Here is a 19,737-nt window from a genome sequence, read left to right as displayed (position 1 = left end):
GAATAGTGGGGTTATCCTCTGAATAATAAAAGAAACAAGCAAGTAAATATGAATAAAATAGGATTAGACTATAATACAACGCGAGAAAAGCTCGTGCTGCCTGAATACGGACGTGAGATTCAGCAGATGGTGGATTACTGTGTAGAGTTGGAAGACCGCAAGGAGCGCCAGCGCTGTGCCGAGTCTATCATCAAGATCATGGATCGTATGTTTCCGGAAAACAGAGGCTTGGAAAACCATGAGCAGAAACTCTGGGATCATCTCGCCATCATGAGCAATTTCCAACTCGACATCGATTATCCTTTCGATGTAAGCAATGCTGCAAAGATAGCCAAGAAACCCGAAACCGTGGAATATCCTAACCTGCGTATTCCCGTGCGCCATTATGGTGCCATGCTTTTCGAAATCTTCGAGAAGCTGAAGCACATGGAGCCGGGCAAGGAAAGAGATGAACTGGTGAAGCTGACAGCCAACCAGATGCATCGCAACCTGATGCAGTGGAGTCATGGTTCCTGCGATGAGCAGAAGGTGGCTGCCGATCTGGCGAGATTTACCGATGGCAAGATCAAACTCGATCTCAAGCATTTCGTCTTCGAGAAAGTAAAGGAGACCCCAGCTCGCAGCAATAACAATAATAATAAGAAGAAAAAGTAATCACTTTTTGTAATTTAGATAATTAGATTATAATAATTAGACAAGCTTATGGAGTCTTTCATCATAGAGGGCGGTCATCCGCTCCAAGGTACCATCACCCCGCAGGGAGCCAAGAATGAGGCGCTGCAGGTGATCTGTACCACCATTCTTACCGATGAACCCGTGCGCATTACCAATGTGCCGGACATCCTGGATGTGAACAACCTGATCAAGTTGCTCCAGGAAATCGGTGTGAAGGTAACCCGAAACAGCCGTCATGATTATACCTTCCAGAGTGATGAGCTGAAACTGGATTATCTCGACAGTCTGGAGTTCGTGAAGAAGTGTTCTTCGCTGCGTGGCAGTGTACTGATGTTCGGACCCTTGCTCGGCAGATTCGGCAAGGCTACCATCGCCAAGCCGGGTGGCGATAAGATCGGCCGCCGCCGTCTTGATACCCACTTCCTGGGATTCAAGTACCTGGGTGCAACCTTCGTACACGATGAGGAGCGCAATGTATATCAGATACAGGCCAAGAAGCTGAAGGGATGCTATATGCTGCTTGATGAGGCTTCGGTTACCGGTACTGCCAACATCATCATGGCGGCGGTTCTTGCCAAGGGAACCACCACCATCTATAATGCAGCCTGCGAACCATACATCCAGCAGCTCTGTCACCTGCTCAATTCTATGGGTGCCCAGATCAGTGGCATTGCCAGCAATCTGCTCACCATCGTGGGTGTGGAGAAGCTGCATGGCGCCGAGCATCGCATCCTGCCTGATATGATCGAGGTGGGTTCCTTCATCGGTATGGCTGCCATGTGTGGAGCCGGCATCCGCATCAAGGATGTGTCGGTGAAGGACCTGGGTATCATTCCTGATGCCTTCCGCCGACTCGGTGTGAAGGTGAAGGTAGAGGGCGATGACCTCTTCATTCCGGAACAGAAGCACTATGTGATCGACTCGTTCATTGATGGCACCATCATGACCCTGGCAGATGCACCATGGCCAGGACTTACGCCAGACCTCCTGTCGGTGCTCCTCGTGGTGGCAACCCAGGCTCGCGGAAGTGTGCTTTTCCATCAGAAGATGTTCGAGAGCCGTCTCTTCTTCGTGGATAAACTGATAGATATGGGTGCGCAGATCATCCTCTGCGATCCTCACCGTGCAGTGGTGGTAGGTCATGATCACAAGCTGAAGCTGCGTCCGGGCAGAATGACGAGTCCGGATATCCGTGCCGGTATTGCCCTGCTGATTGCTGCGATGAGCGCCAACGGCACCAGCCGTATTGCTAATATCGCCCAAATAGACCGTGGCTACGAGGATATCGAGCAGCGCCTGAACCAGTTGGGTGCCAAGATTACCCGTGTCAGCGACTAGGTGTAACAAAATTCAAAGTTCCAAGTAAATTATGATAAGACGTGACGAAGTATATAAGATAGGTAAGCTGGGCAAGCCTCATGGAGTGAAGGGCGAGATAACCTTTGCCATCACCGATGATGTCTTCGACCGTGTGGATGCAGAATATCTTGTTCTTGATATCGATGGCATCCTGGTGCCTTTCTATCTGGAGGAGTATCGCTTCAAGAACGATGAGAATGTGCTCGTGAAGTTCGAGGATATCGATACGCAGGAGCAGGCGCGCAACTATACCGGATGTGAGGTCTTTTTCCCTCGCCACCTCTCGGATAGCGATGGAGAGAACATGACCTGGGCAGAAATCATCGGCTTCCAGCTGGTGGATGCCGTAACCGGAAAGGTGGTGGGAACTCTGGATCGTGTAGATGATTCCACGCTCAATCTCCTTTTCGAGGTAACAACCCCCGAAGGTGATGACCTGCTGATTCCTGCCAGCAACGACTTGATAGAAGAGGTGAGTGCTGAAAAAAAGGAAATCAGAATGGCAATCCCAGAGGGGCTGCTCGATTTGTAAGTTAAGTGAAGAGTGAAGAAGTTCAAATTTCAAAGTTCTAAATAAAATGAAACAACAGATATGTATTCTCGGTTCTACGGGAAGTATTGGCACACAGGCGCTGGATGTCATCGAGCAGCACAGCGACCTTTACGAGGTATATTGCCTTACCGCCAATAACAGGGTGAAGGAGCTTGCCGAGCAGGCGCATAAGTTCCATCCTGCTGCTGTAGTGGTTGCCAATGAGGCGCATTACGACGAGTTGAAGAATCTGCTCAGCGATGAACCTGATATCAAGGTCTATGCCGGTGCCCAGGCGCTCTGCGATATCGTGCAGGCAGAGCCTATTGATATGGTGCTTGCATCCATGGTAGGTTTTTCCGGTCTGGAGCCAACCATCCATGCCATCAAGGCTCGCAAGAAGATCTGTCTTGCCAACAAGGAGACCCTGGTGGTGGCAGGTGAGCTGATCTGCAATCTTGCCCAGGAATATCACGTGCCTATCCTTCCTGTGGATAGCGAGCATAGCGCCATCTTCCAGAGTCTGGTGGGCGAGGGCGATAACGAGGTAGAGAAGCTCCTCCTTACCTGCTCTGGCGGTCCTTTCCGCAACTTTACCCACGAGCAGCTGGAGAAGGTTACCGCTGCCGATGCGCTGAAGCATCCTACCTGGGATATGGGCGCCAAGATTACCATCGATTCTGCGTCATTGATGAACAAGGGTTTCGAAGTGACAGAGGCTAAGTGGCTCTTCGGCGTTCCTGCCGAGAAGATTCAGGTGCTGATTCATCCACAGAGCATCGTACACAGTGCCGTACAGTTTGCTGATGGTGCCGTGAAGGCTCAGTTGGGTGTGCCGGATATGCGTCTGCCTATCCAGTATGCCTTCTCCTTCCCACAGCGCCTGCATCTCAATGGCGATCGTCTCGACCTCTTCAAGGCTCAAGACTTGCAGTTCTTTGAGCCTGATTACAAGAAGTTCAAGTGTCTGCAGCTTGCCTTTGATGCCATCAAGAAGGGTGGCAATATGTCGTGCATCGTGAATGCAGCCAATGAGATTGTGAATGCCGGCTTCCGCAAGGGCGAATGCGGTTTCCTGCAGATGGCGGATATCATCGAGAAGACGATGGCAAAGGCCACTTTCGACAGCAATCCTGATCTTGATGTCTATCTGCAGACTGATGCCGAGGCGCGCCGTATTGCCGCAGAGTTGATGAAAGTTAATGGTTAATAATTAATAGTTAATAGTTAAAAATGAACGCAGAATATAGGACTAATCATCAAGTTCAAAGTTCAAGGTTCACAGTTCAAAGTAAATAAATGGAAGTATTTTTGATCAAAGCGTTGCAGTTGATGCTATCGCTTTCCATCCTGGTGCTGCTCCATGAGGGCGGACACTTTTTCTTCTCCAAGCTCTTTGGCGTAAGAGTGGAGAAGTTCTATCTGTTCTTCGATCCATGGTTCCACCTTTTCGAGTTCAAGCCAAAGAACTCTGATACCACTTATGGTTTGGGATGGCTACCATTGGGCGGATATTGCAAGATTTCGGGTATGATAGATGAGAGTTTCGATACCGAGCAGCTCAAGCAGCCTATGCAGCCATACGAGTTCCGAAGCAAACCTGCCTGGCAGCGAATGCTGATCATGATAGGTGGTGTGCTGGTCAACTTTTTGCTGGCGCTCTTCATCTATTCCATGATTCTTTTCCATTGGGGTGACGACTATGTGGCTACCAAGCACATGACCCAGGGAATGAAGTTCAATACAGAGGCCAAGGCTTTGGGCTTCCAGGATCACGATATCCTGGTTGGTACCGACAAGGGCGAGTTCAAGACCTATGATGGCGATATGTATCGCGATCTCTCTACAGCCACCCGTGTGAATATCATCCGTGGCGGCAAGCCGATGAGCTTGAATCTGCCTGGCGATCTTGATATGCTGAGCATGATCAAGGAGAGCCCTCGATTCGTTGAGGTGTATATCCCATTGCAGATAGACAGTGTGATGAAGGATTCGCCTGCCAGCAAACTGGGATTGGTGAAGGGTGACAAGGTCCTGACCGTAAACGGCAAGAAAGTGGAGTCTTTCAACGATTTCCAGTTGGAGATGGGCCGTGTGAACGATATGCTTACCGCTGCTACCTCTCATCAGGACAGCGTGAAGGCACTCACAGCCAGTGTTGAGTATGTGAAGGCTTCTGGCGATACCCTGAAGAACAGCGTATTGCTTCAGTCAGGCGATGAGGGTGTGAAGTTCGGCTTCTATAATCATCCTGTGATGCTCGATTACAAGGTAACCCATATCAGTTATGGCTTCTTCCAGAGTTTCCCAGCTGGTGTGAAGTATGGCTGGAATGTGCTTTCGGGTTATGTAGGCGATATGAAATATGTATTCACCAAGGAGGGCGCCAAGAGTCTGGGCGGTTTCGGAGCCCTGGGTAGCCTCTTCCCTTCTATGTGGGATTGGCACGCCTTCTGGATGATGACAGCATTCCTGAGCATTATTCTGGCATTCATGAATATCCTGCCTATCCCGGCATTGGATGGTGGTCATGTTTTCTTCCTCCTCTACGAGGTAATTACGGGTCGTAAGCCTGGCGATAAGTTCATGGAACGTGCAGAGTACGTAGGATTCGGAATCCTCCTGCTGCTGCTTGTTGTAGCGAATCTGAACGATGTATTGCGATTCTTCGGCTTGATGTAATGGCCGCTGGAGAATATAATAGATACAGACAAAAAAAAGAGATAAGCACTTCGTGATGCTTATCTCTTTTTTTGTTTGTATATTATAACTTACTGGTAATTTAAGAGTAGCGGATAATCTGTCCTGGAGACAGCTTCTTATCCTTGCGATAGCCATTGAGGCGGCAAATCTGCTCTACGCTAACGCCACGTTTTTCAGCAATGCTCGTCAAAGTCTCGCCAGCCTTTACCTTGTGGTAAAGCTTCTCGCCAGATGCGCTTGTGGTATATCTGCCCACTTCGCCACCGTTTACCTGCTCTCGGGTATAGCCGCCGTTGCCAATCTTGCCACGGGCTGCATTTGCCTCAGCATACTCGCTTTCGTAAGTATCACGGTTGAAATTGTAGAAGTCACCGGTAACGTCCTGGTTGCGGAAGTCGAAGAACAGGGCTGGGTTCAGGGCTACACCGCAGAGACGAGTCTCGAAGTGGAGGTGAGAACCTGTACTTCTACCTGTATTACCACCCAAGCCGATTACTTCTCCGGCTCTTACTTCCTGGTTCTCTGAAACGAGCTGCTCAGAGAGATGGCCATAGATGGTCTCCAAGCCATTGTTGTGACGGATTACGATGAACTTACCATAACCACCACGGTCGTATCTTACTATGCGAACTTTGCCTGAGAAGGCTGCGTGGATTGAGTCGCCAATATAAACCTTGATGTCCATACCTTTATGTTGGCGGCCAAAGCTAGCACGGTAACCGAAGTTACTTGTGACAACACGACTAGAAGTTGGCATACAGAAGTGACGGAGGTCGATACGGTAGCGCTCAGGCAATGTGGTTGCCTTGTGGGCATACTTGTTGGAGAAATCCTCATACAGTTCTGCAGAAGGGTTTTCTCGATCTTCCATCAGTCGATAATGCGATACTGCGAGAGTATCCAATGATTTCATTCGATGGTCAACTGGAGCTTGTCTGGCTAATAAGTCCTGACCGCAAACGGGTACAGTTGTTAACGCCAACAATGCCACGACCGAAATTTTCTTTATTTGCTTTCTAAAACTCATACTACTTTTAAATTCTATTTTCTTTTTTAGGTCCATTGTGTCAATAAGTGCAGAACGTAATATAGCAAAAAATCCTGCCAAAACCACTAAAGCAAGTGCCTTAAGATGTGATTTTGTTATATAGACGTTGCAAATATAACAAGAATATTCCAAAAAACCAAGGTTGTTAACGCTATCTGCTTGATATTTAACGCTGACTTTTTGTTTTTAACCTTTGTTAGGATTTTCTTTTTTATATTTTTGACAAATAGGCTTTCCGGAGCACCTTTTCATTTCTTTTCTTCTTCGTGGAAAGATTCTGTATCAACAGGTTGCCGGTTTTGCAGTCTTCTGAGCAGCGCCACGGCGGGTGAATGGCCCATGAAGATGTACTTCTTGACTTCTGGGCTTGTAAAGCGCAGGCACTCGTTGTAGGCACGGAAAAGATCATCGAGATTGATGGTGAATTCCTTGCCCGATGCTTCGCGGATACCTATAATCATCTTGGCGGTAACGTGGAGCTTGATGTAGCGGATGCCCGTTACGCTTTCTATTTTCTTTAGGGATGTGAGATAGGATCTCATCTCCTCCATGGTGAGGTGGGGACGAGGCTCCCGGATGGCTGGTTTGCGTCTTTTATCCATTTCTTTGCTTTTTTATTTTTTGATCTTTTTCTGCTAGCTGATGGCTGCCCAATTGATATGGGTTTTCTTGAGCTCCCGGAGCCGGTTCCAGAGAAGAGAATTCTGAGGATGCTCGCATTGTGGATCGGCATCGATGATGGCCTGGGCCTCGGTACGGGCTAGCTGCACCAGTTGGCCGTCTCGGGCTATATTCGCTATTTTCAGGTCGAATGCCATTCCGCTCTGCTGGGTGCCCTCCAGGTCGCCCGGACCACGGAGCTTCAGGTCGGCTTCGGCTATGCGGAATCCATCGTTGGTATCACACATGATGTCTATTCGCTTGCGGGTTTCTTCTGAAAGTTTGTAACCGGTTACCAGGATGCAGTAGCTCTGGTCGCAGCCACGTCCCACTCGTCCTCTGAGCTGATGCAGCTGCGAGAGTCCGAAGCGTTGGGCATCCAGGATTACCATCACCGAGGCGTTCGGCACATTCACGCCTACCTCTATCACGGTGGTGGCAACGAGAATCTGGGTCTTTCCCTTCACAAACTGCTCCATCTCAGCTTCTTTTTCGGCAGATTTCATCCTGCCGTGAATCTTGCTCAGGCGGAACTCCGGAAAAGCCTGCTTCAGCGTCTCATAACCTTCTTCCAGATTCTTCAGGTCTATCTTTTCGTTCTCCTTGATCAGCGGGAAGACGATATAGACCTGTCTGCCCAGATTAATCTGCCGGCGGATGCTCTGATAGAGACTGGTGAGCTGATTATCAAACTTATGCAGTGTCTGAATCGGTTTTCTGCCAGGCGGCAACTCGTCTATTACGCTCACGTCCAGATCGCCATAGATGGTCATCGCCAGCGTGCGGGGGATAGGGGTGGCGGTCATCACCAGCACATGGGGCGGATTCTCGCTCTTCGCCCAGAGCTTGGCTCTCTGCGCCACTCCAAACCGGTGCTGCTCGTCGATTACCGCTACGCCAAGGCGATGGAAAGCCACAGGGTCTTCTATCACGGCATGCGTGCCTATCAGTATCTGGATATCGCCGGTGGCAAGTCCGTCGAGTATCTCCTTCCGTTTCTTGCCCTTGACGATGCCGGTGAGGAGTTCCACCCGGATGTCCATGCCCTGCAGGAAATCGCGGATAGTCTGCAGATGCTGCTCTGCGAGGATTTCGGTAGGTGCCATCAGACAGGCTTGATAGCCGTTGTCCAGAGCGATGAGCATAGTCATCAGGGCTACGAGCGTCTTGCCCGAACCTACGTCGCCCTGAAGGAGCCGGTTCATCTGTCTGCCGCTGCACATATCGGCCCTGATCTCGTGCATCACCCGTTTCTGGGCACCCGTGAGTTCGAACGGAAGATGATGGGCGTAGAAGCCGTTGAAGATGTCTCCGATGCGGTTGAAGATGTAGCCGCGGTATTTTCGTCGCTGGTCGCTCGCGTACCTTAATATATTAAGCTGCACGTAGAACAGCTCCTCGAACTTCAGTCTAACCTGCGCCTTCTGCATTTCCTGGTGGGAATGGGGATAGTGGATCATCCGGAGGGCGGCATCGCGGGATACGAGATGCAGGCGGTTGACGATGAAGTCGGGGAGCGTTTCGGGCAGAGGTGGGAGAATGCTGACCAGGTTGCGGGTTATCCTTTCGATGCTTCGTGAGGTATAACCGCGCTTCTTCATGTTTTCTGTCAACCCGTAGAAGGGCTGCATTCCCATCTCGGAAATCTGCAGCTTGCTTGCATCATCTATGTCGGGATGGGCAAACTGGAATCTGCCGTTATAGGCGGACGGCTTGCCGAAGACGATGTATTCGGTGCCTATCTTGTAGCTCTTGATGATGTACTGGGCGCTGCGGAACCATACCAGATCTACCACGCCGTAGCCATCGGAGAAATGCGCCACGAGCATCTTGTTGCGCTTGCCGATATCGACTTCCTCGTAGCTCAGGATCTTGCCCTTAAGCTGTACGAAGGGCATATCTGAAGTTAACTCGCTGATATGGAAGATTTTTGAGCGATCTACGTATTTGTAGGGGTAGTATTCCAGCAGGTCACCATACGAGCGGATGCCGAGCTCTTTGCTCAGAATCTCTTTCGTCTTGGTGCCTACGCTAGGTAGGAATTGGATGTCTTGATCTAGAATACTGCTCATGTTTGTGATGGTTTTGATATGGGGGACAGGCGATGGAATCGCCTGGAACGGGGGGCTAGCTTGCTGATAGCGGGCTTGCGCTGGCGGGCTATTGATTCAGGAGGGCTTCGGCAATCTTGATGTCGAAGGGGGTGGTAATCTTGATGTTCTCACGATTGCCATCTACCATTGCCACCTGGCAGCCGAGGCTCTCTACTACCGATGCATCATCGGTGAACTGCTCCTTGTACTCCTGGTTGAATGCCTGCTTGGCTAGACCGATGTCGAAGGTCTGGGGAGTCTGAACCACACGGTAGTCGCTGCGGAGTACATTCTTTCCGCCTCCGTGCTGGTCGATGTAGCGCAGGGTATCGGTAACGGCATATACCGGGATGGCTGCATACTCCTCGCGTGCCGTCTCGTAGCATTCATTGATTACCTCTGTAGATACGAAAGGGCGCACGCCATCGTGGAAACCTACCACGCCGTCTTCGGTATCAGGAACCAGCGCCAGTCCGTTCTTGGATGACTGGAAGCGGGTATCGCCGCCATTGGCAATCTGATGCTTGATGCTGAAATGATGCTCCTGGCAGAGCTGGTGCCAGTATTCCTGCTGGCTTTCCGGGAGCACCAGGATGATGTTCAACTCTGGGCTGTACTCGTAGAAGCGCTCGATGGTGCGCATCAGGATAGGCTTGCCAGCTACTGGCAAAAACTGCTTGGGAATCTCGCTTCCCATGCGGAGGCCCTTGCCTCCGGCTACTATGATTACATAATCCATATTTCTTGTTTTTTGTTCTTTTACTTGCTTTCCATCAGGTGGGTGTACATCATGCCCTTCTGCAATTCGCCAGTGATGCCATCGCCTGCGAAGTAGCTCAGTATCTTGTAGGCGTATGGGAGGGTAGCTGCAGGACCTTCGCCTGTTATCACGTTGCCATCCTCCTGGAAGAGGGTAGCGGTATATTCGGTACTGTCGCTGAAATACTGCTCGAATCCAGGATAGCAGGTTGCCTTCTTGCCATCGAGGATACTGGTGCTTGCCAGAACCATAGGGGCAGCGCAGATGGCACCGATTCGCTTGCCTGCCTTGTGCTGGGCGATGAGAGCCTGGCGTACACCCTCGTGCTCGTTGAGATGACTGCTGCCAGGCATTCCGCCAGGCAGGAGGAGCATATCGGCATCCTCGAAACTCTGGATGTCCTCAAACTTGAGGTCAGCCTTGATGGTGATGCCGTGGGAAGTCTCTACCCATTCAGTTCCGGTGACACTTACTGTCTTGATATCCACGCCACCTCTGCGCAGGATGTCAACAGGAGCCAATCCTTCGATTTCCTCGAAGCCGTTGGCAAGAAATTCATATACCTTAGCCATAATTTTATCTTTTTTATTGCGTAATTCAATAATTAATGCTATTTTTGCAACTGCAAATGTAAGAATAATAATTGAAATAACAAAATAATGGCACAACAACATTTGAAATTTGCTATATTTGGCAATGAATATCAGGCCAAGAAGAGTGCTTCCATCATGCGAATCCTCTCTTATCTGGAGAAAAGAGAGGCTGAAGTGTATATCGAAAGTCTCTTCTACGACTTTCTTACCAAGGTGGAGCACCTTGAAGTGCAGGCAGCAGGTGTATTCGAGGATTACAATTTTGATGTAGATTATGTTATTTCGATGGGTGGTGACGGTACCTTCCTCAAGGCGGCGAGCCGTGTGGGAGCCAAGGGAACGCCTATCCTCGGCGTGAATATGGGCCGATTGGGATTCCTTGCCGATGTGCTGCCTGGCGAGATAGATTCAGCGCTGGATAGTCTCTATGCCGGCGAATGCAGGATAGAGGAACATGCCATCATCGAGGTGAAGGCAGAGGGCGGCATCTTGGCGGGCTATCCTTTTGCCCTGAATGACATCGCTGTGCTGAAACGTGATGATGCTTCGATGATATCCATCCGCACGCAGGTGGATGGCGAGTTTCTGGTTACCTATCAGGCGGATGGTCTTATCGTGACCACGCCTACGGGTTCTACGGCTTATAATCTCTCTAATGGCGGACCTATCATCATTCCGCAGAGTGGCAGTCTCTGTCTTACTCCTGTGGCACCTCATAGCTTGAACATCCGCCCTATCGTAATCAATGATACGGCAGAGATCGTGCTGGATGTGGAGAGCCGAAGCCATAATTATCTCGTGGCGATTGATGGCAGAAGCGAACGCATGACCGAGCAGACCCGCCTGATTATCCGCAAGGCGCCTCACTCTATCAAGATTGTGAAGCAGCGCAACCAGCGATATTTCTCTACGCTGAGAGAAAAGCTGATGTGGGGAGCAGATCAGAGGCAGAGATAGTAATATAAAAAGAATAACGCCTGGTGTAGCTTTTTCAGAATTGCTACGCCAGGCGTTTCTTTTTGATGTTTACCCTGAAAACTAAACCTATGTTTTTAAATAATCTAAACCTTGTTATCAACAATCTTAAACCTTATTCAAACCAAAACTATACCCTACAATCTTTAAACCTTATTCAAACTAGAACCTACATCTTTCATCAACAATCTTAAACCTTTTATAAAATAAATCTAAACCTTTTTGAAACCTATATCTTATATTTTACAAAGTCTTGAACGACTTTATCTGATAACGATCTTCTTGCCCTGATGAATATAGATGCCAGTTTGCTGTGGCTTCTGATTCATCTTCATTCCATCCAGGGTGTACCAGGCATTGTTGGTGCTTGTTGTCTTGTCGATGACCGGTGCATCGGTGATGCCTGTTGTTGGCATATCGGCAGTTACATCCTTGATCTTATAGTGACCTTCATTGTTCTTCTCATTCAGAACCTCCAGGTAGGTATCCTTGTTGATATCCGTAAAATCTACGGTCTGTGGAGTTCCGGTACCTGTACTGAATACGAATGAAACCTTATAGTCCTTGCTCTTGATCTTGTAAGTCTGATAATACCATTTCTTTCCTTCGATCTCCTTGCACTGGGTAACCTTGTCGCCAGGCCATTTATTAGTGGCGGTCAGATTCTCATCTGGTTTCTCGCACCAAGCCCAGAAGTTGAAGCCATCTTTCCATCCTACCTGGTCTGCGTTGGCATATACGGTGATATCGTATGGGTCGAAGTCTGCAGGCTTTTCTACCTTGTAAGTACGGGTCAGCACGCCGCTCACAACGCCATCTACCAGTAAGCCCACCTTCAGGGTTGTCTCGCCGAAAGGAATCTCCAGTTCTTCGCCGCTTTTTGCCTTCTTGCTGCTGGCTGTAGGTTCGGTGCCATCAGTTGTATAAACCAATTGGGCATCGTCTGCGTTGCTTACTGCCACGAGCTTTGCTTTCTGTGCACCCTCGTATTCGCCTGATGCCAGATTAACCCAAGCCACGTTTGCCTTCTTGGACATGAAATAGCGATAGTGATAGCCGTTGAGAATTTCAGCGTATGCGTTAGACACTTCAAACTTGTTGGCGTTAGGGCCCACGATGGCAAGGAGCGAAGTCTTTGTGCCGGTGGTCATAATACCATTATATCCCTCGCCCTTATAAGCATTGAAGGTAGTATTGCTGGTATTGGTGATGCCAGCCAGTTGACGGACATTGATCATCGCCTTGATATCCTGCTTGCAGTCAATCCAGTGCTTGTAGAATACGCATGGGGTACCGCAAGATGCCAGGATGTATGCATTGGCTGCCAGGGTATCCTTGCGGATAGGGTCCTGCTGTTCGCTGGATGAGCGGTATTCTGTATCGTGATTCTCTACGAAGGTGATGGCATACTGCTTGTAAGCTGGATCGTTGGCCAGACCATCTGTCTTTACGTTTGACCATTTGCCATTGATGGCATCGCGTACCACGTAGCGGATAGGGTAGTCGAAGACAGCACTGGTAATCTCTTCGTTCACCTTGGTGCTTTCGAGCCAGTTCTTCACCTTGCTGACATCACCATCCCAATATTCTCCTACGGAATAGGAAGGCTTGGTAGCGGTATTGTAGATACCAGTAAACTTTCCGCTGTATCCTTTCACCATATCATAGCGGAATCCGGCATAGCCGAAGTCGTTGAGGAGCATATCGAGATAAGCCTTTACGATGGTCTGCACATTCTCGCTGCTGTGGTCGAGGTCGCGCATTCCGTCCCAGTCGTCGCCCGTGTCATTATTGCTGCTGAGCTTTACGCCTTGCTTGTCTGCCTCTTTCTTGGTCTTACCGCCATCATCGTTGGCGCAGATATCGGTAGATTTCATCTCGTAGGTCACTCCCTTGTAGTTTTCTACCGGGAAGTCAAACCAGGTTGATACGTTCTTGCGGTGATTGATCACCACGTCGGCGATGGTTCCGATGCCGTTATTCTTGAAGGTCTTGATGAGAGAGCGGAGTTCGCTTTCACTTCCGAAAGAACTTTCGTAGTCGGAAAACCAGTAGAGGTCGTCGTAACCCATTGACTTGTTGCCGCAGTAGGCGCTCTGTGGAATCCATACGAGGTTGAAGTACTGACCCAGTTCCGGAGCCTGCGCTTCTAGCTTGGTCCATTTGGATTCGCTGAAGGAATCCCAGTAGAATCCCTGCAGCATCACGCCGCTATAGTTGGCAGGCCAACCCTGTGCGAACATATTGATGGTTGCCAGTAGGGCAACGAGTGTTAAGTAGATTTTCTTCATATTTATTCAGTTAGAGTTGTTGCTTTGATAACTGTTGCAAAGTTACGATGAAAATCGGTGAGTTGTTTCTCCAACTGGTGTAAATTGAGCAAAAGAAATGCGCAAACGTTTGCATCTGTATCTGCGTTAGCAACCGATTAGTAAGCGACCGCTTCTTTGCGAAGTGGCTGGTGAGAGGGGGAATCACATCATAGGTCTTCTATCATTCTGCTGGCATATAGATTACGATATGTAAATAATATTCCTAAAAGAGACAATCGAGGAGAAACTCCCGGAAAATGGGGAAAGAAGAGATTGAAAATTTTCCCTTAAGGATATTTATTTTTTTCCTTAAGGGAAAATGTTTTTTTCCTTAAGGGAAATAAAATCTTCCCTTAAGAGATTTTTTCACCGTATTTAACTTGTAAAGTTATTTGTGGCTAAAAAATCGCTATGGGTTCTATTGTTGAGAGTTTGTAATGCCAATAGAGTATTTCATTCTAAGCACTGTTTGATTAAGTCGTGAGCATCTTTTGCATGATATACTCTGCCAGCTTTTACATCTTCTAGGGCTTCTTCAATTCCACTTTTCTTTTCGGTTTGAATAACCCAGCCAAACTTCTTTGCCAGTTCCTTTAATAAGTTGAAGTCAACTTGCGGAACAGTTATAGTTGTTGTTGTATTATTTATAGCTACATCCATATTGCTTTACTTTAATGTTATTTCTAATTTGCCGCAAAGAAAATGCAAACGAGTGCAAAGAAAGCTTGCTTTCAATTTGCCGAGTGCAGCTTTTCTTCTGCAAAGATACGACTTTTCCTCGTAACTTCCAAGGTTTTGGGGAAAAATGTAGGGATGATGATAAAGAAAAAATAGGCGGATCTCGGAATTGAGAGCCGCCTATTGAATATTATTCTTGATTCCATTCGTTGAGTCCCTTTTCGATTTCTTCAATGGAAGGAAGGCTACTGCGAAAATCTTTCGGCAGAGCTTGACCTAATTCATAGTCAGATACACCAATTGGCTTCTGTATATCACGAAGTGCATATTCTGCTTTTATTCTGTCTTTGGTCTTGCAGAGAAGCAAGCCGATAGTCTTGTTGTCGCCTTCTCTGCAAAGCGTGTCATCTATGGCAGAGCAATAGAAATTGAGTTTACCGATGTATTCGGGCATGAAGTCAGTGGCTTTCAATTCTATAACTAAATACCTGTGCAAAAAGGTGTTATACATCAGCATATCGATATAATAGTCATCACCTGAGACCTCAATGTGATATTGTCTTCCCATAAAAGCGAAGCCAGCTCCCATTTCGACCAAGAATTTTTCGATATGTTTGATGAGCCCAATCTCGATGTCTCTTTCGTCATATTGGTCGGTGAAAGTGAGCATGTCGAAAATATAAGGGTCTTTCAATAATGCTTTTACCTCTAGTGCTTCTGTAGCAGGGAGCGTTGTGTCGAAGTTATTGGCGAGAGCGCCATGCTTACCATAATAATCGAGCTTGATGGCTTCTGTTAAGTATCTTGTCTGCCAATGCCCTATAATGCATTGTATCATGTACCAATATCTTGCTTGAATATTTTTTACTTGCTGTATGAGAATGATATTGTGAGTCCAAGATAAGTGCTTGATAGGTAGCTCGATCGGGGCGTTTCCTAATTGCGCAATCATTGATTGCGTAATTGGGATATTTCTAACTTTAGCCATGGTCAACTCCTTGTTGTACTCATTATAGAACTGCATCATGCACTGCATGTTTCTTACGGAGAATCCTTTCCTCTCAGGATACTCATTCTTTAGATCTATAGCTAGGCGCTGTAGAGTCTTCTTGCCCCAACCATCAGTCTCTTGGCTTTTGGTAAGCATTTCACCGATGTCCCAATTCATACGGAGCAACTCCTCGTTTGCTGCGTACATGGCTTTCTGTTGGGCAAAAGAAACACGATGCTTGATTTGTCTCAACAAAGATGGATAACCTTGGAAGTTTCCCATGCCTAATTCTTTTTGTTCAATTTCTTGTTTCATATAGAAGATTGTTAGCTTCAATCTGCAAAGAAAATGCAAACGAGCGCAAAGAAAGCTTGCTTTCAATTTGCCGAGTGCAGCTTTTCTTCTGCAAAGATACGACTTTTCCTCGTAACTTCCAAGGTTTTTGGGAAAAATGTAGGGATGATGATAATGAAAATGAGGGTTTCAACATAAAGTTACCTTCAGAAATAGCTTCTCAAAAATAACAATTAAAATTTCATTCTCCTTTCACAATCATCAGAATATACTTATAATCAGTTACTTAAGTGTGAAAGGAGAATTCACTGAAACAACAATAATAATTAGCAGAAAGAACTATTCATATAAGGAGAAAGCAACTTAGTCTAAGGGAGAAGGCAACTATCACAAAAGGAATAGAAAAGGCTTCTTTGTATCGGATGACCCGGGTCATCCATATAGATGACGGTAGTGAGCCATATAGATGACCCGAGTCATCCATATAGACGAACTTAGTCGTCCAGCCGATAACTCACCCCTTTTCTCCTGCCAATATCTATCCCTCATCCTTCTGGTTACTATCCTTTATCCCAGCATTCATAACAAAGACACCCACTATTCATTATCAAAACACCCACTATTCCCTATTGGAGCAAGGTACATCGCCATATTTAAGCTTAGCCATCAATTACCATCTCAAAATAAAGAGATTTTTCGGCTCAGGGGAGATTGTCCGTGGATAAGACAATCTCCCCTGAGCCTTTTTCTTTCCATTCTTGGTAATCGCTTTTTGAGTTATATACATTAGTTCATTCCTGAAGAATGGCACTTTTCTATATTTTGAGCATTAATAATTTAAACTGTTTTTGTCTAACAAGAAGTCTTTCAGCCCGATTGTAAGGATGCCATCTTCATTTCTCTTGGGCTTGATATCATCTTTCACAATGATTATTTTCTTGAAAGAGTCCTTAATTCTCAATAGTGATGCCGATTCCTGCGCCTCTTTTTCTAATGTTGGCATGGCGAAAGCTGACTGAATGTAATATCGCTGACTTCCTTGATTCACCACAAAATCCACCTCCAACTGCTTTCTGAACAACTTGCCACTTTTGTCTGGCTCTCTGACTTCCACCATACCCACATCTACATGATATCCTCTCGTACGCAATTCATTGTATATGATATTCTCCATGATATGTGTCTCTTCTTGCTGGCGAAAGCCTAAGAGAGCGTTTCTGATTCCAAGATCCGAAAAGTAATATTTTGCCAAGGTGTTGATATACTTCTTCCCCTTGATATTATATCTGATGGACTTTTCCACAAGAAACGCATCTTCTAAAAAACCTAGATACTTGTTTATCGTCTGATGATGAATGGCCACATTCTTGACACTCTTGAATGTATTGGCAAGCTTCGTTGGATTGCATGGAGCACCAATGGAAGAGGCGATAATTCGCAGCAATTCATCAAACTCTCCCATGTTTTTTATCTTATGGCGTTCCAACACATCTACGAGATACACACTCTTATACAAGTTATTCAGATAATCTTCTTTTTTCTTATCTGTATCAAGCGTCAAAATAAGAGGAAGCCCTCCGTATGTATAATAATCTTTCCATGCATTGTCTATTGTCCCTTTATATCCTTCACAGTATTCAGAGAATGACAATGGAAATAAATGTATCTCATCACCTCTACCACGGAACTCTGTCACTACATCCGTCGATAGAAAATGCGAGTTGCTGCCTGTAACATATACATCTGCATTTGATATATGCAGCAAGCTATTCAATACATCTGTAAACTCATCTACCATCTGTACCTCATCAAGCATGATGTAGTAGAGATTTTTGTCTGTTATCTGCTCCTTGATGTATTTCAACAGATTATCAGGATCACGCAGTTCCTTATTGGTACGATCATCGAGGGCAACCTCTATGATATGGTCATCTGAAATCCCTTGCGAATTTAGATACTCATGAAATAACTTGAACAGAAGATATGACTTTCCACATCTTCTGATACCTGTAATAATCTTAATCAAGCCATTCCTTTGGCTTGCGATAAGTTGGTCTAAATATTGTTGTCTTTTAATATCCATAATTATACTATATTATCAAAAAGTGGCAACATTACCACTTTTCGTCACTGCAAAGATACAAAAAATATCTAAGAATGCGCAACTTTATTATCAAAAAGTGGTAAACTTACCGTTTTTCGTCACTAAAAAGGCTCAAACGAAGGCTTTTACCATGATTTACAAGCAAAAAGTGGTAGTTTTACCACTTTTCGTCACTTTCCCATTTTCTAGTTCCCAAAAAATGACATAAATGGTTCAGAAGAGATTGTCTATCCATGGACAATCTCCCCTGAACCGATTTTTCCTTTCATACTTAACTCTCTTATTTTCAATACAATCCACATTCCGTGAAAGGAGATTTATGATTCACCTTAAATATTTTCTGCAAATTTATCCCCCTAAAAATTGGTGGATTCAAATAAGTAGTACCTTTGCACCCGCTGCTCAGCCCCATCGTGGTTTCCACAGAACATATAGTTCTTTCTGCCGATGGCTTACGTTGAAATACTGGAGGATGAAACGAAAATAGGCGGCTCTCGAATGGAGAGTCGCCTATTATTATGATGTGTTTGTTATGATGAAACAGATACTTACTTCTTGATCAGTTCACACTTTGCATAGCCATTAGCCCATGCATAGAGCTTGATGTCGTAGGTGCCAGCTTCTACAGAGATATTATCACCGCCTTGGGTGAGAGCATTTGTATCGCCACCCCAGTTGATTGCCCAGTCATCGTTGGCACGGAACTTGATTTCGCCAGATGTAAATGTTACGTCCTTGATTTCCCAGTAGCCAAGTTCTTTGGTTTCTGCATTGTAAGGAACATATGTCATATCTACGTCAGAATCCCAACCATTAGGTGATGCGCTACCAATGATACCGATAGTTGTGATAGGAGTCAGAACATAGCTCTTGCTTCCCAAATCAACATCTACCTTGTAGTAACCGGCTTCTTCTGTCATAGTGATGTTGGCTGCATCAGGAGCTGTGTCGAAGTTCGCGCCATAGTTGGTGCCCTTCCACTCTGGCTGAGTACAGAACTTGAAACCATTCTGGTTCAAGAACATGAAACCAGTAAAGTGTACACCATCCTCACCTGCGAGGTAGTCATTTGTAGCCCATCCATTAGCATCACCTGCCATATAGAGGATAGGCTTGCCTACAGAGTAAGACAGATTGTTCATGTCGAGAGTTACAATCCATGTACCCGTACCTGCGATAACCATTGTCTGTGGAGTACCCCAGCTGTCGCCAGTATAATAGATTGTACCAGAAGCATCTTCGCTACCGTCTTTCTCGCAACCCAAGACACCTGTGTTGATAACATCCCAGTTGCCGGTTTCATCCCACTTGCTACCTTCGTAGAACTTAAAATAGTTCTTATCTTTCTCTGTGGTGACCTTGAGCTGGTAAACACCATCAGACACTTTGTTCATCCATACAGGTTTTGTTGGCTTCCATCCATTGCCATTAACTTCACCGAGCATGTAGTAACCTTTCTCATCAATAGCAGGAGTTGGGGATGGCTTAAGTTTGGCTGTAGTCGTACCTACGGTATTGATGGCAACGGCATCACCTGATGCCAAGTTGACAGAAACCTTAGACTCAACGTTGATGTCACGAGCAACGCTTGCGCGTGATTTGTTCTGGCTGCAGAGAATCTTCTCCAATTCTGTTGCGTCTACCTGAATGCTGTTACCGTTGATTTCGCCTTTAATGGCTTCGCCATTTACTTTCAAGTCTTTGAGTGTGAAACCTGTAACATCTGCATCTGATGAATTGACTGTGACGAGATTGATAATACCGTCATTGTCTGGCAAGCTACTTTCAGCTTCAGTACCTGCTGCGAAAGTAATTCCGTATTTGGCAGCTGAGGCCTCCTGTGGATTGGTCTGAGGTTGAGCCCAATCATCGTAGTCGCCGTTGCAGCTGGCAAGTGTTAAACTTGCCAAGACTGCTAAGCTATATAAAAATGTCTTTTTCATTTTGCTTTGATCTTAAA

General features: G+C 46.5%; 16 protein-coding genes. 6 read left to right on the top strand and 10 right to left on the bottom strand.

The features are described from left to right. Nucleotides 1-48: 48 nt before the first annotated feature. The 5 genes from CFT61_RS10555 to rseP all read left to right on the top strand — a co-directional run bounded on the left by CFT61_RS10555 (nucleotide 49) and on the right by rseP (nucleotide 5,248). On the top strand, nucleotides 49-654 hold the full coding sequence (locus CFT61_RS10555; protein ID WP_089544394.1) for a DUF4290 domain-containing protein: 606 nt from the start codon (nucleotides 49-51) through the stop codon (nucleotides 652-654). A gap of 48 nt (nucleotides 655-702) precedes the next feature. After that, a complete protein-coding gene (gene murA / locus CFT61_RS10550; protein ID WP_089544393.1) occupies nucleotides 703-2,013 on the top strand; it encodes a UDP-N-acetylglucosamine 1-carboxyvinyltransferase in 1,311 nt (436 codons plus the stop codon). A 31-nt stretch (nucleotides 2,014-2,044) separates the two neighbouring features. Beyond that, complete coding sequence (gene rimM / locus CFT61_RS10545; protein ID WP_089544392.1) at nucleotides 2,045-2,566, top strand: ribosome maturation factor RimM; 522 nt, start codon at nucleotides 2,045-2,047, stop codon at nucleotides 2,564-2,566. 46 nt (nucleotides 2,567-2,612) lie between these two features. Beyond that, nucleotides 2,613-3,776: a 1-deoxy-D-xylulose-5-phosphate reductoisomerase gene (locus tag CFT61_RS10540; RefSeq protein WP_089544391.1), complete on the top strand. Its 1,164-nt coding sequence runs from the start codon at nucleotides 2,613-2,615 to the stop codon at nucleotides 3,774-3,776. Nucleotides 3,777-3,865: 89 nt separating this feature from the next. Further along, nucleotides 3,866-5,248 carry an RIP metalloprotease RseP gene (gene rseP, locus CFT61_RS10535; RefSeq protein WP_089544390.1) on the top strand — a complete coding sequence of 461 codons (1,383 nt, stop codon included), beginning with the start codon at nucleotides 3,866-3,868 and terminating at the stop codon, nucleotides 5,246-5,248. A gap of 100 nt (nucleotides 5,249-5,348) precedes the next feature. Here the strand turns inward: rseP and CFT61_RS10530 are convergent, their stop codons facing one another. The 5 genes from CFT61_RS10530 to CFT61_RS10510 form a co-directional block, all read right to left on the bottom strand. Beyond that, nucleotides 5,349-6,296, bottom strand: coding sequence for a M23 family metallopeptidase (locus CFT61_RS10530; protein ID WP_089544389.1), 948 nt, complete (start codon nucleotides 6,294-6,296; stop codon nucleotides 5,349-5,351). Between the two features lie 269 nt (nucleotides 6,297-6,565). Beyond that, on the bottom strand, nucleotides 6,566-6,919 hold the full coding sequence (locus CFT61_RS10525; protein WP_089544388.1) for a hypothetical protein: 354 nt from the start codon (nucleotides 6,917-6,919) through the stop codon (nucleotides 6,566-6,568). 33 nt (nucleotides 6,920-6,952) lie between these two features. Further along, nucleotides 6,953-9,049 carry an ATP-dependent DNA helicase RecG gene (recG, locus tag CFT61_RS10520; protein WP_089544387.1) on the bottom strand — a complete coding sequence of 699 codons (2,097 nt, stop codon included), beginning with the start codon at nucleotides 9,047-9,049 and terminating at the stop codon, nucleotides 6,953-6,955. Nucleotides 9,050-9,137: 88 nt separating this feature from the next. Further along, nucleotides 9,138-9,809, bottom strand: a complete 672-nt coding sequence (locus CFT61_RS10515; RefSeq protein WP_089544386.1) for a 2-C-methyl-D-erythritol 4-phosphate cytidylyltransferase — start codon at nucleotides 9,807-9,809, stop codon at nucleotides 9,138-9,140. A gap of 20 nt (nucleotides 9,810-9,829) precedes the next feature. Further along, nucleotides 9,830-10,402 (bottom strand): DJ-1 family glyoxalase III, encoded by a 573-nt coding sequence (locus CFT61_RS10510; protein WP_089544385.1) that lies wholly within the window; start codon nucleotides 10,400-10,402, stop codon nucleotides 9,830-9,832. Between the two features lie 87 nt (nucleotides 10,403-10,489). On the opposite strand from CFT61_RS10510, the gene CFT61_RS10505 reads away from it, so the two are divergent. Beyond that, complete coding sequence (locus tag CFT61_RS10505) at nucleotides 10,490-11,380, top strand: NAD kinase (protein ID WP_089544384.1); 891 nt, start codon at nucleotides 10,490-10,492, stop codon at nucleotides 11,378-11,380. Between the two features lie 281 nt (nucleotides 11,381-11,661). Here the strand turns inward: CFT61_RS10505 and CFT61_RS10500 are convergent, their stop codons facing one another. From CFT61_RS10500 to CFT61_RS10475, 5 genes are all read right to left on the bottom strand, one after another. After that, nucleotides 11,662-13,689, bottom strand: coding sequence for an alpha-amylase family glycosyl hydrolase (locus CFT61_RS10500; RefSeq protein WP_089544383.1), 2,028 nt, complete (start codon nucleotides 13,687-13,689; stop codon nucleotides 11,662-11,664). Nucleotides 13,690-14,163: 474 nt separating this feature from the next. Further along, a complete protein-coding gene (locus tag CFT61_RS10495) occupies nucleotides 14,164-14,370 on the bottom strand; it encodes a hypothetical protein (RefSeq protein WP_089544382.1) in 207 nt (68 codons plus the stop codon). A gap of 208 nt (nucleotides 14,371-14,578) precedes the next feature. Beyond that, entirely contained in the window at nucleotides 14,579-15,694 is a 1,116-nt protein-coding gene (locus CFT61_RS10490) for a PDDEXK nuclease domain-containing protein (protein WP_089544381.1), read from the bottom strand. A gap of 808 nt (nucleotides 15,695-16,502) precedes the next feature. After that, nucleotides 16,503-17,756: an ATP-binding protein gene (locus CFT61_RS10485; protein ID WP_089544380.1), complete on the bottom strand. Its 1,254-nt coding sequence runs from the start codon at nucleotides 17,754-17,756 to the stop codon at nucleotides 16,503-16,505. A 569-nt stretch (nucleotides 17,757-18,325) separates the two neighbouring features. After that, entirely contained in the window at nucleotides 18,326-19,720 is a 1,395-nt protein-coding gene (locus CFT61_RS10475; protein WP_089544378.1) for an Outer membrane protein SusF domain-containing protein, read from the bottom strand. Between the last annotated feature and the right edge of the window lie 17 nt (nucleotides 19,721-19,737).

Origin of the sequence: Segatella copri, from assembly GCF_002224675.1 — a bacterium.
In the GTDB taxonomy this organism is placed as follows: Bacteria; Bacteroidota; Bacteroidia; order Bacteroidales; family Bacteroidaceae; genus Prevotella; species Prevotella copri_U.
Note: the sequence above shows the minus strand (reverse complement) of the source record. Positions and strands in the feature narration are given on the sequence as shown.

Coding starts and splice junctions, on each gene's coding strand:
- CFT61_RS10540 (WP_089544391.1), top strand. CDS start 2,613: ATGAAACAACAGATATGTATTCTCGGTTCTACGGGAAGTATTGGCACA.
- CFT61_RS10505 (WP_089544384.1), top strand. CDS start 10,490: ATGGCACAACAACATTTGAAATTTGCTATATTTGGCAATGAATATCAG.
- rimM (WP_089544392.1), top strand. CDS start 2,045: ATGATAAGACGTGACGAAGTATATAAGATAGGTAAGCTGGGCAAGCCT.
- CFT61_RS10500 (WP_089544383.1), bottom strand. CDS start 13,689: ATGAAGAAAATCTACTTAACACTCGTTGCCCTACTGGCAACCATCAAT.
- rseP (WP_089544390.1), top strand. CDS start 3,866: ATGGAAGTATTTTTGATCAAAGCGTTGCAGTTGATGCTATCGCTTTCC.
- CFT61_RS10515 (WP_089544386.1), bottom strand. CDS start 9,809: ATGGATTATGTAATCATAGTAGCCGGAGGCAAGGGCCTCCGCATGGGA.
- murA (WP_089544393.1), top strand. CDS start 703: ATGGAGTCTTTCATCATAGAGGGCGGTCATCCGCTCCAAGGTACCATC.
- recG (WP_089544387.1), bottom strand. CDS start 9,049: ATGAGCAGTATTCTAGATCAAGACATCCAATTCCTACCTAGCGTAGGC.
- CFT61_RS10510 (WP_089544385.1), bottom strand. CDS start 10,402: ATGGCTAAGGTATATGAATTTCTTGCCAACGGCTTCGAGGAAATCGAA.
- CFT61_RS10485 (WP_089544380.1), bottom strand. CDS start 17,756: ATGGATATTAAAAGACAACAATATTTAGACCAACTTATCGCAAGCCAA.
- CFT61_RS10495 (WP_089544382.1), bottom strand. CDS start 14,370: ATGGATGTAGCTATAAATAATACAACAACAACTATAACTGTTCCGCAA.
- CFT61_RS10555 (WP_089544394.1), top strand. CDS start 49: ATGAATAAAATAGGATTAGACTATAATACAACGCGAGAAAAGCTCGTG.
- CFT61_RS10490 (WP_089544381.1), bottom strand. CDS start 15,694: ATGAAACAAGAAATTGAACAAAAAGAATTAGGCATGGGAAACTTCCAA.
- CFT61_RS10525 (WP_089544388.1), bottom strand. CDS start 6,919: ATGGATAAAAGACGCAAACCAGCCATCCGGGAGCCTCGTCCCCACCTC.
- CFT61_RS10530 (WP_089544389.1), bottom strand. CDS start 6,296: ATGAGTTTTAGAAAGCAAATAAAGAAAATTTCGGTCGTGGCATTGTTG.
- CFT61_RS10475 (WP_089544378.1), bottom strand. CDS start 19,720: ATGAAAAAGACATTTTTATATAGCTTAGCAGTCTTGGCAAGTTTAACA.